This window comes from Algibacter sp. L3A6 (assembly GCF_009796825.1).
Lineage (GTDB): Bacteria > Bacteroidota > Bacteroidia > Flavobacteriales > Flavobacteriaceae > Algibacter.
In genome coordinates this window covers 1,922,069-1,936,201 of the sequence record NZ_CP047030.1, presented here as the reverse complement: position 1 = coordinate 1,936,201, position 14,133 = coordinate 1,922,069, and the positions used below count along the sequence as shown (strand labels likewise).

Sequence of the window (14,133 nt, the reverse complement as noted above, 5' to 3'; positions counted from 1 at the left end):
CAAAAAAGAAGGCCAATTACAACAAAGACCTTCTTTTTAAAAACAACTAACTACTCAACTATAATTTTTTTAACCAAGCTTCCTTCTAATGCGTTTATTTTTAAAAGATAAACACCACTGTTTAAACTTGAGATATCTAATTTATTATTTACTAAATTCTTTTCTGAAATTAATCTTTTACCAACAATACTATACATTTCTATAGATGAAACATTTACATTATCGGCATCTATTTTAATATGATCTTGTGCTGGATTTGGATAAATCTTAAATTTTGAAGCAAGTACATTTTTATCAACAGAAAGCACGTTTGTATTTGCTGCGCCAGGGGTCCCGTAATAACTGGTAGAACCATAAACACCAACGCTTGGGTCTGAAAACACCCAACTACCATTTACCAACTGTACACTTACATCATCATCCAAAGATGCATTTCCATTATAACAAGACGACCCTGACAACTGAGTAAAAGAGCCATCCCAATCAGGAAGTAATTGTAAATTTGGAATACCATCTGGTTTTCCGCTTCCCGCTAAATTTGTAGCGTTATATCCAAAATCATACTCAAATCTATCTATTTCAACAAAATCTGTTGTATCTACTTCAGGATCACTAATAATCGGCATTAATAACCTTAAACCATCTGCCTCATCATCAATTCCATCTTCATCAACACTACTATTACATCCACCTACTCCGTCATCAAAACTATTAGAATTATTAAACGTAGGAAAATTAGACCCTGTTCCTGAACCAGAAACCAATGGTGTTGGTGATATTACACCATACTGATAAGATGAGACTAAACCACCATTAACAGCAGCATCACTATTTGATGTCAATAACAAGTAGCCATTAGCCGGAACAATTAAAGACCCTATAATAAGGTGCGACCTCTTACTTGAAGAACCATCTCTAATAGTCCATCCTTCAATATCAATATCAGAACTAGTAGTATTCATAATCTCAAACCATTCCCCTTGAGCTTCACTTGATGTGGAAGGATCTGGTAAAAATTCAGTAAATATTATATCTCCAGGAGAAGATGTGAATTGAGCATGCGCAAAAGCAGCAAGCATAAAAGAAAAAAGAAAAAGTAGTTTTGTTTTCATATCTAGCCTATTTTAGTTTGTGAATAGTGCTCTGGAAAACCAGATTGGTTAACCAGATTGGTTTTCCAAATATATACATTATTTCGAGGTATGCAAATTATTTTAACAGAAAGTTTGGTAATTAAACATCTTTTATGGTAAAAATCCCACACATAAAAATCCAAAAACCAGATTTCATTTACATAAAAAACAATTACTCATAGAAAAATAAAGTACTCATGCAGTGCCACTTAACTACAAGAAAGACCAAAACTCAACACCTAACAAAGGGTCTCGTGATAAAATAAACCACAAGAAAAGACATCGAAACCCTAGATTATCGATAAAATGAAAAGAATACTACTTGTTTTGACGAAGATTAATAATCGAAATACCAATTAAACAAATCCGTTCTAATTCCGAAGTTAAACCAAACTGTACTATTTTTAGACGTGGTGGCTGTAGTTGCCTCTGGATTAAAATTTCTAACTGTAATATCCGTAAACACCTTCATGTTCGATGCCGGATTAATAACATAACCAGCTTGCAAATTCCCGTTAAAAACGTTGGTTTTAATTCCCTGCCCTACTTCTACTCCAGAATCGAATGGACGATCATTGTAGTTTTTATAGATATCAGCGCCATAACTAAACCCATCTGTATCATCATTAAAATCTAAACCACGCACACCAAAAATTAACTTCGCATCGGCAAACCAGCGTTTATAATGATAACGACCAATAAATATAGCTTCACTAAAGTTCGCTCCCCACAAATGTGCCATAGACTGATTATTATGTCCGTAATTTGTGGCTATCGTGTTATGCGAATATGTGTAAGGACGAATGCGATTATATTCAAATTGAAGCAGTAAGTTTTCAACCTTAAAAGCATTAAAATACTTAACGCCCAATTGATATCCAAACTTGTTTTTCCAACTTCTCTCCCCTGCTTTTACATCAGCTAAAGAAAATTCATCTAACACAAATTGGCTATATAAATTTACATTATCATTCCACTTATATTTTGCGGTAGCACCTATAACAGCATTTCCCGCATCTTGTCCCGTCTCAAACTCTATAGCTCTATAAAAAATAATAGGGTTTAAATAATTAACATCAAAGCCTCGATTATTAGTGTTACTCCAAATTACCGATTCAAATAATCCAAGATTAAATCGCTTCGAGACATTCCAGCTTAAATAATGGTTAGCCATATATTTCGTTAGAAATGCTCCATCTTCAGTAACTTCAGGGCGTACATCTTTTAACCACATCCAAGTATTGGTATATTTTATTTTCCAAAATTTGGTGTTTAATTTAAGGAATGGGTGCGGACTAGCAACATCACTCAATAATAACGAACGATAACCATCACCTATAAAATTTTTACCATGCCCAAATTGAATATTTACAAATTTTGCAGGCGCATAAGACATGTAAGCTTCCGCAACAGGATAATCGTAAGAATCTGTTTTAAATCTTTTAGCAATACCACGCCCAGGAATAATAGCCGGATCGGGTCCGAAGGCTTTTAAACTTTCAGCATATCTATTTACATAATCTGCGAAACGCCCTTGACTTTCAAAAACTGCCGCATAGAAATTAAACTTCTCTCCCAAACCACCTTGAACCAAAAACCCTCGGGTATTATTATATGTAGAACTAAACTCGGCATCGGTATCTTTACCAACTTCTAAATCGAAAATAGGATCTATTGTAAACCAATAATCGTCACTTTGCAATTGCACCAAATGCTCGTTCCAAAGTTTTTGTCCGGCCCAAGTTTCAGTTTCACGCTGTAGAGCTTCTTTTTCTGCTTCAAAATCGTAATAACTTGCCACATCATCATAAACAAAAGGTTTTGATGCCGTGTGGCTATTGGTACCTACAACATTCATTTGCCTATCAAACTTAGCATAATCGCTATGGGTAAACTGAATATTTAATTGACTGTTATAAGCTTTATTCTCAAAGTCCTTTAAATCTTTATTAACCTTATCAAATTCTTGCTTAGCTTGTTGCTCTAACTTAGAAATTGGATTAACCGTTTCATCTTCTACGCTCTCAAAACTAGCATCAACCAAAGGAATTTTAATTTGAAGAGAATATTGCTTAAACGTAGCACGACCACTATAAGTGGCTGGTTTAATTTTTGGAAGACTTGAAAACACACGCTTAGCCTCTTCCTTCAATTCATTATAGACAGCATCAACATACATCACCTGAAACTGACCCGTTGTATCCACTTCAAAAAGAACCACAACTTCTCCTTTATATTTTTCGTTTTCAACTCTTACAGGTACCTTAAAACTATTATAGATGTGTGCATGTACTTGGTTATCGAAACATTTTTGTTGTTTACTGAATGAAATACTATCACACGCTGGAAACAGAGGAGGCTTTTCCGAATACGGATTGCCTTGAGTATAACCAACACATTGAGCCAAAATGAAAACTAGGAAAAGAAATTGCTTCATCACTTAATTGAGGATTGATAAATAGTATAAAATATATTTAAGCTCGAAAGATACTATATTTTTTATACTCTTCACGTCAACTCCAAGAGTTCCTTTTTAACTACAAAGCCGTTAACCTATATAGGTTAACGGCTTTTAGATCATTTTATTGAGTATTTTACTACTGCACACTAAACACTATTGGTAAGGTATAAATAACACCTACATTTTTGTCACGTTGCTTTCCCGGTGTCATTTCCGGAATGTTATTAATAACACGTTCTGCTTCTTTCTCTAAATCAGGATGAGTTCCTCGAGTTTTAATATCGGTAACATGGCCTGTTTTATCAATTTTAAACTGAGTTCTAATCACTTGTTTTCCAGACAAACCAAGCTCGCTACCTAAATTAGTATCAAATTTTCTCTGAACCAACTTTGTTATTTTCTCAGACATACATTTACGTTTATCTAAGTTTGTTTTTTTGTTTTCGCATCCCGGATAAACAGGCACTTCTTCAACGCTAACAAAATCTACTGGAGGCTGATCAACTGGTGGACCTTCAACTATAATATCTCCAATAGCAATAGGTTTAGACGTTGTGTTCTGATCGGCCGTTTTAATATTCATAGCTTCTTCAAGCGGCGCATCATTATCAATTTCTTCTACCTTATCAATTAATTTAGTCGATTTTTTAGGTTCTGGTTGAACCTCTCTTACTGGTTCGACATAAATTTTGAAGTTTTCAATTCGAATCTCCTCAGGTTCGGGATCAAAATTGAAACTACTTTCTTTGGGAATTTCCGACTCAAACTTCATTTCAAGAAGACCATACACCATAAATAAACAGATGATTAAGCCCACCTGAAAGTAAAGCGTAGAGTTTTTTTGTAAATTTGCATCATGCTTTTGCGATTTTTTCACGATTTGCTCATTTTGCCGAATGAGTTCGTGAGTTTTCTTTGGATTACTCATAATTATTAAAATTTAAATGTTAATATTATGATAAAGTTGCAATAAGCATACCAAAAAAGAAATCCCGCTACAGAAATGTAACGGGATTTTATATTTATTGTGCTGTTGTTTAACAGCTACAAAGAAATTTAATCTTGAACTTGGAATACAATAGGTAAAGAGTAAGGTACTGTTACTGCTTTTCCACGTTGCATACCTGGTTTCATTTTAGGCAACATGTTAATAACACGTGCTGCTTCTTTTTCTAAACCTGGGTGTGGTGCTCTTGAGCGAACTCCAACAACATTTCCTGTTTTGTCGATTTTGAAGATTACGTTGATACGTTGTCTTCCTGATAAACCTAATTCACTAGCTAATTCAGTATTGAACTTTTTAGTAACGAATTTTTGAATTTTTTCAGACATACAAGCTTTTTTAGCTGCGTTGTTACCTTTTTCGCAACCTGGAAAAACAGGCACGTTTTCAATAACAGCAAAAGGTACTTCGATATCTTCATCAACCTCTGCAACTTCTATTTCTTCAACCTCAACAATTTCTGTTTCTTGATCAACCTCTGTAGATTCTATAATAGTTTCTTCGATTTCCACTTCATCTTCAACAATCTCGATAACATCTGGAGCTGCTGGTGGCGGTGGCGGTGGTGGAGGCGTTTGCATTAGATTAGTAATTGGAATTTCTTCCTCTTCTATTTCGTCCATACTTACCACTCCTATATCGGTAATTACGTCATCATAAGTTTTGAAATTAATAGCATAGTTCGTTAAGAATAACATTAACGCTAAGCCGATTGCAAAATACAGTGAACTATTACGTCCAACATTTGCTTTAGGATTTTTTTTAGGTTCCATAAATTTAATTAGTTTATCAAGATTGCTAAAATAACTATTTATTTGTCAAAAAAACAAGTCTTTATTGCTTTTTAACTTGTAATTTGTTTATTCGCCACAATATCAAAGCTGTGAGTAATGCTCCCAAGGAGTTTGCTACTACATCATAGATATCCATGGCGCGATAGTCAGTCATAGTATCTTGTAATACCTCAATAACTATACCAAAAACAACAGCAAATACAGTTGCATATAATAAAGCTTTCATTTTTTCCAACTTAAAGTTGAAAATAAAAGCAGCATACCACAAAATAGTAAAAACTACATAAGCTCCAAAATGGAAAATTTTATCTCCATTCGAAACATTTACTTTTGGCATATCTTTAAGAGACATTAAACAAGCTGCTGCCAAAGCAACAGTATATAATACCGCTAAGACTATTGCCGATTTTTTAAGCACCAATTAATGCTTTATAATCGTCTGCAGACATTAACCCATCGATTTGAGAAACATCAGAACATTTTACTTTAATCATCCATCCAGCTCCATAAGGATCTGTATTTACATTTTCTGGTTCATCTTCTAAAGCTTCATTAAACTCTATAATTTCACCTGAAACTGGTAAAAATAAATCTGAAACTGTTTTTACAGCTTCTACCGTTCCAAAAACTTCTTCAGCTTCTAAAGTTTCGTCAAGAGTTTCTACTTCAACATAAACAATATCGCCTAGCTCACTTTGTGCAAAATCGGTAATACCAATTGTCACAACATCGCCGTCAACCTTTATCCACTCGTGGTCTTTTGTGTACTTTAATTCTGATGGAATATTCATTTTATTTTTATTTATTAAATACGATTAATATGCAAAACTAATCTTTATAAGTTTTCACAAATGTATTTATTCAATATTGATTTTCAAATAGATTAGTTGTTAATTCCCAAAATTATATCTAATGGTAAAACCAGAACGAATAGTTGTTAATGGAAACGCAGTAGAAATAGCGTATTCAGAGAATGAATAATCGAAATAAAAGATACCCGTTAGGTTTTTACTGAAGGCATAATCGGCCGAATATTTTAATCCCCAAATGGTTTGACCCGAAGTAACTTGATTATTTTCTAAATCTAAATAACGAATAATTGTTTTATTATCACGAATAGATATATCTGCTTTCATGTTTAAATCGCTAACAATACGTTTTTGCGGTCCAGCTAGATTCGATCTAATTCTTAAATCTTTAATTCTATACCCTAAACCTAAAATGAATTCGTTACCAATAATCTCCGTCATTAAATTATTATCGAAACTTAAGGATATCAAACGGTCCTTTTTAATTTCAGCTAGAATTTTTACAGAGTTTTTCATTTCCATATCTATTCTTACTAAAGGGCTAAACATTTCCGTTAGGTTTATATTACTAAACAAACGCTCGCTTTTATAATTCCCAGACTGATCTTTAGTATCATCTGGCTGATCATCATAAGGCAGAGAGAAATCTACTTCATTATAATCTAAATTAGTCTGAAACTGGTTAATAGTATATGTAGAGCGGTAACCATGTGTTAATGAAAAACGTTTAAAACGCTTTTTAAACCATGCCATTTTCATGAAACCAGAATATTTTAAATCCCAGTTAGGTATTGGAACATCTCTAAAAGCGCTCATGTTTACTTTGCTTGCATCTGTACCTGCATATGCCGCTAAAAATGCTGGCAGCAATACGTTTTGACTATTTTTACCAAAACCTTTTGGATAACCTTCGTCATCTAAATCGTTTACATCTGCTCCATTTTGAGCCGCTAAACGGCGCGCAATAATAAGTCGGTTACTTCTAAAATCGTTAAAAGCATCGGATACTGTTTCATCACTTTTACTAAAAGCTGTTTTAATTAAAAGTGTAGATATATTAAAATTCCCAAATGTGTTTGGTGTTAACCCAATGTATTGGTTATCGTTATTAACATCTACTCTATAATTTTCGGTGAAGTTTTTATAATAAGTTCTATTACCTACAATATCAATTTTTAAATCCTTTACAGGCTCTAAACTTGCAGAAACATCTAACTGTTTCGTATTAGTAGATGTAAATTGTTGATTAAAATCTTGATAAACCGTAAGCCAACCGTTTCTTGCCGCTAAACTTCTAATGTCAGCTTGGCTACCAAAAGTATAACCAAAAGTAGGTTTAAGTGTCCCTAAGAAACCAGGTGTTTGCGTGTAACCTGGTAAATATGTACCATTATTTTCAGAGTAATTAAATTGTACCCTTTTAACCGATGTTAGTATATCTATACCTGCATTTAATAACTTGGTAGTCGATTGACTTTTAACTTTAGGTTGCTTTTTATCTTTTGCAGACGATTTACCAGTTGGAGGCCCCGTTGTTCTTGTTCGCACACGTCTAATTGGCTTTTTAACTAACCCAATATATTTATACAACTTATTCATATCAAAAGATGTATTAATATTATGCGTATTGGCATTTTGAATGGTGTTACCCAAATCGTAAGTTTCGCCATCTAGTTCAAGACTACCATATAAATCTGATCCTTTTTGCCATTGAAAGTTACCCGTATATTGGTAAGTAGCATTAACAAAACTAAATACTGGAATTTTATTAAGTGGTAATTGATAGGTTAATCCAAGGTTTTGCATTTGCCTGTTTGGATCTCCAAAATCTAAAAAACCATCCCAAACATCAAGCGTTGGATCTTGCTCACCATTAATAATATTATCTTGAAAATAATTACGAACAATGTTATTGTTAGAAGCTGTAAAGTTAAACTGAAGCGACTCGGTTAAATTGTAATTTACAGTATACTGAAAATCGAAAGTATAATTTCTTCTAAACAATTCTTCAATTTCAATATTTGATCCATCCGATAAATCGGCATCTCTAAATTTTTGTCTATTAAACTGACGATTTAAATCTGTATTAATTGTAAAACTAGAAGGCAACAGGTTTAAGTTGAAATCTTTTAAAATCTTCCAATATTTTCCGGTAAATAAAGAATCGTTCTTTTTAAAAGGTTGAATAGTAACTGGGTTGAAGTTATGCGCATAATTTGCACCAACACGCACTGTTTTACTAACTGAATTTTCTATTTCGAAATCGCGATGTTCTACTTTATTATAAGAATAATTTAAAGTAACATTCTCTACATCGTAAAAACGTGGCTTTGCTTCACCTGTTCTATTCTTTCGAACACCAATTAAATTAATACTTTGGCGTTTGGTATAATCTTCAGATTGCTTTTTAATTTTATCTTTATCCACTTCAGTTACGGCAGCGTCTAATCTAGAATCTAAAGTTAAATCTTCGTAGAATTGATCGTATTTTGGCGTAATTAATTCTTCACTTTGCCCGTAATTAAATGGTATTTGAATACCCCATTTTTTAGGTAACAACTGCCCCACGTTAACATTAGTAACAACATCGTATTGCTTAACGTCTTCTAAACTACGTTGACTCGGCCCTTGCTCTAATGCACCAAAACCAGAGGTGCTTTGACTTCCTGTAGCACTAATACTAGCAAAATCTGCAAAGTTGGTATCCATACTTACTACAGCAGCCCAACCACCTTCATTATCCATATCAGACAAGCGCATTTCGTTAAACCAAACAGCTCCACAAACATCACCTTTATCACTAGAAATATTTTTAACACCGACCATAAGGGTTCTAATGTCTCCAAAATTTGGATTTCCTTTAATACCTACACGATGTTGCCCTAGTGTATAGCCACTAAATTCATCGGACACTATTTGAATATCATCCCCTATAACATCATAGAATGTTGGATCTTCGTTAGCCAAAGACATATCTGAAATCCCTTGAGCTTTAACTTTCCCTAAAATCTCAATAGGAATATTAATTTCATTAGCTGTTGGCCACAAGCCATCTCTTGTAGTAGATTGAGAAACCTGTAATGGAATTTCTATTTGATAGTAATTCTCTGTTAAATCATTACCCATTCTAATAAATCCAACTAACTCTTCATCATCTAAATTGCCAGAGTCATCATCATCGGCATGCATAAACATTCTTAAACGCTTATACTGGCGCATATCAAAACTTACATTTTTATAAACTGCTCTAGAGTCTTCTGCTTCTAAACCACAAGCCTTAAGCACCAACGACTGTTCATTTTGCTCAACTACCGTATTGTTATTATAAAGTTCTTCTGGTTCAATTCCCGGAGGTCTCTCATAACTTCCATCGTTTTCAATGGTACCAATAATTTCAACAGAAAAATCAATACTCGAATCGTAAGGTATATCATCGTTCAAAGTCTGTGCGTATCGACGCCAATCACTTCTAACTAGATCTAAAGTTCCAAAACGAAAAATAGTAGGTTGAACAAAATCTTTTAGATATATTCTTGAAAAACGTACCGAACGTAAATCACTAATACCTCCAACAGCAACTCTATCATTCCCTTCAACAGGAATTCTAATTTGGTACCATCTTACATTAACACTTTCTCCGTTTGGCAACGTTCTAGGTTGATCTTTAAAATCTCTTAAATATTCTTTTAAAGGATTGGCATCTGAAATATTATCAAATTCCGCACTTGATTTTGGTAAATATTGTGGCTGAATATCTAATTCATATTCATAATAACTATCAATCGTGTTCATGGTATTATCACGATTAATATCTTCTACATCAGGTTGAGTATTAGCACCACGGTCGGTATCACTAAATGTGTCTGGTGTGTTGCCTTCAACCCCATTATATTTTTTATAACGATCAAAAATATCTCCTTCGGCGTTTAAAAAATACTCGTAGTTATCATTTGCAGGATCATCTAAACCACTGTAGTTATTATAGATTGCGGTAAGTTCTGGATCGTCGGCAATTACCGGTGTTTCTCCAGAATCTGGATATCCATCGTAACCAACATCTTGATTGGTACGCTCATCTCCCGTAGAATCGAATGCATAGATTAAAGATTGATTTTGAGGCACTACCGTTCCCCAAGCTGTTTTTTGAAGCAAATCGATATTACCATCATCAGGCAATCCATTTTCATATAACTTTCTACCATCTTTTATAATATCTTCCGAGATATTCCCCAAGTTAAAAACTAGTTTACCTCCTGGATTAGTTTGGTTTTCTTGAAAAGGATCTTGTAACCAAAACTCGATATATTCCACGTTTTGTTGTTCAAAATCTGTTGAAGTTAACTGGCGTGTTATACCCGCCCAACTATCTCTAGCTTCTACAGCATCAATACCATCGGCAGCAGCAGGATCGTAATTATAAGGTCCACGCTCTTGTGGATAATATGCTAAATCTAACGTGTAAATTACAGAATTTTGCCCTTGAACTAAATCTCGATCTGGAAACAACTCGTTTATAAAAACACGACTTGTATAAAGGCTAGACATATCTTCATCTGTAATATCATCTGGTCTTTGGCTTGTATAAAAGACAGGATCTATAGAATACCAGTTTAACATGGCACGTTGATAACCATTTTGGATACCATTATCATCCTCATTCCCATTAGTAGGCGTATTTAAACCAACAGGTCTACTAGATAAAAACCAAGATTGTTGCGAACGTAAATCTATTGAATTTTGCGATCCTTCAAAATCGTCTATATAGGATGTTGCTTCACCATTTAAGTCCGTTCCGCTAGGAGAACCTGGTAGTAAATAAGCAACTTCACCACGGACAGAAAAGTTAGATTCGGCATCGGTATCTATATTTGGCAACTTATTAACCAAACGTGTTAAAAATGGAACCTTTGTAGCGTAATTTCCATTAAAACCAATAATAGTATTGTTTATAGGCTCGGTACCATAATTTGCTTTTTGAGTAATTGGTCGTTCATTTAAGTTTAAAAATGTTCCGCCTAAAACAAAATTCTCATTAAACTTATGCTCTACATTTATACCTGTAAAACGTTTAGTTTGCTGACCAAAAACAGCATTATTTTCTGTTGAAACTTCAATTGGTGTATTCGAAGCTTTTAAAGATTCATCTAAAATTTGAACCTGACCTAACTGATAATTTACAGTATAATCTATACCTTCAACCAAAACACGTCCGCCAGCAGTAACTCTCACAGATCCTGGTGAAAGATTAAAACCACCAATAGAAATGCCATCGCCACCCGATGATTTATAACGTCCTTTTAGTTTGAATTTATTCTTTTCGTTTTCGTCTAAAGCTTTTGTTTTTGTACTTTTATACAGCACATCATAAACATATTTTTCTTGATTTTCGTTGTATGATCCGTCATTTTCATAATCACCACCACCTAAAACATCAAATAAATATTCTCCAAAAGGTTCTGCATTCGGAAAAATAATTTGTCCGTTTTGCGATAGTACCGTAATACCTTCAACAAAGTCAAAAAAACCATCACCACTTGTTTGTGGATCGTTGTTGTAGTTTAATTTATCTAAATTGAACACACGTAAAAGTGGTTGTTCATTTAAAGGTTTATCTCCAGGTAATGGATCAGGAAAATCTGTTGTTCCAACTGGTGTAATGTAGTTTAGAGGAGAAGCTTCATTATAAAAAATGTTCAGTTTAAAATCTTCCGAACTTAAATTATAAGCACCCGTGTCGTAGATGTTTTTCATCATTAAATCCCAGATAGGCAGATCGACATTGGTAATACTACTTTTTAATAATTTTACTACTAAATTACTATTTACAACCTGAGTAACATCGCCATTTGTATTTGTAGTAACATCGGTAGCAGAAACACCATCGTTAGCAAATTCACCAACCTGATACACCTCGCCACCTATAGTATATTGGAAGGCAACGGCTAATACTTCATCACTGTTTAAACGTTGATTTAATGAAATATAACCTAACTCTGTATTTACATTATATTCCGAACTTTCAGTTAATTTTCTTGCATTTTCTAAAGTTGAATAATCGAAACCTTCATTAGTTCCCGATACTTCTATACCAGATTTAATGGTTGCCACATCTCTAATACTAGAGTTTAATTGAGATGTTGGCCCAGACTGCGTTATTTTAGTTGGATCGAATGCATTATTACTATTTCTAGGAAGTGCGCCCGGTCCGCCAAAAACATTAACTCCAGAATATACTTTATCACTTTCACCTAAATCCTGAAGTGCCACAATATTTCTAACATTATCTGTTCTATTACTTCTGTTAGTAATCCAAACTTCAATTCTAGTAATTTGTAAACCTCTTGTATCTAAATATGGGTAAGTTTTTAAAGCTTTATCGTAATTATCTCTAAAATACTGCGCTAAGAAAAAGTGTCTATTTTCGTCGTAATCTCTAATAAACAATTCGAAATCTTCAAGAGTTCCTCCACTTTGAGCTACGACAGTATTTGATTCAGAACGTTGCTCGGAAAACACACCCGTAATAGTTGTTTTACCAAATTGCAATTGAGCCTTTACACCAAATAAACTTTGCGCTCCCGTTATTAAAGAACTATTTAATGGCATACTTACGTTACCAACTTCTATTTTTTGAAGAATATCATCCTCAGTTGGCGTGTACTCTAATTTTATAAGGTTTTGAAAATCGAAAGTAGATTGTGTATCATAATTCGCATTTATTTGAAGACGTGTTCCCACTTTTCCTAATAAACTTAAACTGATACGTTGATCAAAATCGAACGTAAAATTACTTCTATTTCTTGGTGAAAATGATGGGTTATCTTGTTTTGAGAATAAAACACCCAAATCCATTTCTACAGAACCTTGCGGAATAACCTCTATGGTGCTACCTCCAAAAATAGATTCAAAAAAATCGGACTTTACATAAAACTCTGGTAATAGGTTTTTTTGAGCTTCGTCTGCTCCCTCTTTTTTACCAGAAAACGCATCGACTTTTTCTTTATAATAACTACTTAAATTTTGTTTTGACACCAAAGCATAGTACTCCTTTGGTGTTAAAATTACAGGGTAATTAATATTGAACTTCCCTATTTTTTCAGTGTAAATATACCTATCAGTTAAAGCATCATAAGTGTATTTAGACTCAATACTATTTGGCCTCGATGTTTTTATTTCACCTTGCTGATACCCTTTTTTTACAGAATCTTGCTCTTTTTCTTGTCCCCAAGATATTACTGAAAAACACAGCATGGCCAATAAAAAAGCCACGTGTTTTATTGATTTATAAAAATAGAGGTTAGTTCTTCTCAAAATGTACTATAATTTTTTTAGAGCTTGTTTTATAATAGATTCTACCGATGCATCGGGTTCGGCCATTACAATTTTTTCCACAACACGTTCGGCTTGTTTTTTAACAAAACCAAGCACTTCTAAAGCAGATAACGCTTCATCCTTATTGGTATTGCCTTGAGAAACAGAAACTTCATCTATATCATAAATTTTCAATACTTTATCTTTCAAATCGAGTATAACGCGCTGTGCTGTTTTAGCTCCAATCCCTTTTATAGATTGAATAAGTGCCACATCGCCAGTTGCAATACCTTCGCGCACCTGCTTTGGTGTTAACGAAGACAACATGGTTCGTGCAATACTTGCTCCAATACCACTAACAGATAATAACAATCTAAACATTTCTCGCTCGGCCACAGACGAAAACCCATACAATGTATGTGAATCCTCTTTAACCTGAAGATGCGTAAACAATTTTAATTGTTCCGCATCTGGTATGTTTGAAAATGTATGTAATGATATATTTAACATATAACCAACACCGTTGCAGTCTATTACAACATGTGTTGGGTTTTTTTCTACTAATTTACCTTGAATGTGTGTTATCATAACCGGATATTGGTCCCTTCCAAATGTAATAAAA

General features: G+C 33.8%; 8 protein-coding genes. All 8 read right to left on the bottom strand.

Features of this window, described 5'->3' with window-relative positions; genetic code table 11:
- Positions 1-50: 50 nt before the first annotated feature.
- The 8 genes from GQR98_RS08075 to ruvA all read right to left on the bottom strand — a co-directional run bounded on the left by GQR98_RS08075 (position 51) and on the right by ruvA (position 14,099).
- The gene (locus GQR98_RS08075; protein ID WP_159019072.1) at positions 51-1,112 is read right to left on the bottom strand and encodes a T9SS type A sorting domain-containing protein; all 1,062 of its coding nucleotides are present in this window, start codon (positions 1,110-1,112) and stop codon (positions 51-53) included.
- 358 nt (positions 1,113-1,470) lie between these two features.
- Positions 1,471-3,570, bottom strand: a complete 2,100-nt coding sequence (locus GQR98_RS08070) for a gliding motility protein RemB (protein ID WP_159019071.1) — start codon at positions 3,568-3,570, stop codon at positions 1,471-1,473.
- Positions 3,571-3,730: 160 nt separating this feature from the next.
- Positions 3,731-4,522 carry an energy transducer TonB gene (locus GQR98_RS08065; RefSeq protein ID WP_159019070.1) on the bottom strand — a complete coding sequence of 264 codons (792 nt, stop codon included), beginning with the start codon at positions 4,520-4,522 and terminating at the stop codon, positions 3,731-3,733.
- A gap of 128 nt (positions 4,523-4,650) precedes the next feature.
- Positions 4,651-5,370 (bottom strand): energy transducer TonB, encoded by a 720-nt coding sequence (locus tag GQR98_RS08060; RefSeq protein ID WP_159019069.1) that lies wholly within the window; start codon positions 5,368-5,370, stop codon positions 4,651-4,653.
- Positions 5,371-5,431: 61 nt separating this feature from the next.
- Positions 5,432-5,809 carry a VanZ family protein gene (locus GQR98_RS08055; protein WP_159019068.1) on the bottom strand — a complete coding sequence of 126 codons (378 nt, stop codon included), beginning with the start codon at positions 5,807-5,809 and terminating at the stop codon, positions 5,432-5,434.
- The gene (gcvH, locus tag GQR98_RS08050; RefSeq protein ID WP_159019067.1) at positions 5,802-6,182 is read right to left on the bottom strand and encodes a glycine cleavage system protein GcvH; all 381 of its coding nucleotides are present in this window, start codon (positions 6,180-6,182) and stop codon (positions 5,802-5,804) included. Before gcvH ends, GQR98_RS08055 begins: the two co-directional genes overlap by 8 nt.
- Positions 6,183-6,281: 99 nt before the next feature.
- Entirely contained in the window at positions 6,282-13,511 is a 7,230-nt protein-coding gene (sprA, locus tag GQR98_RS08045) for a cell surface protein SprA (protein ID WP_410488899.1), read from the bottom strand.
- 6 nt (positions 13,512-13,517) lie between these two features.
- Positions 13,518-14,099, bottom strand: a complete 582-nt coding sequence (gene ruvA / locus GQR98_RS08040) for a Holliday junction branch migration protein RuvA (RefSeq protein ID WP_042504722.1) — start codon at positions 14,097-14,099, stop codon at positions 13,518-13,520.
- Positions 14,100-14,133 lie beyond the last annotated feature (34 nt).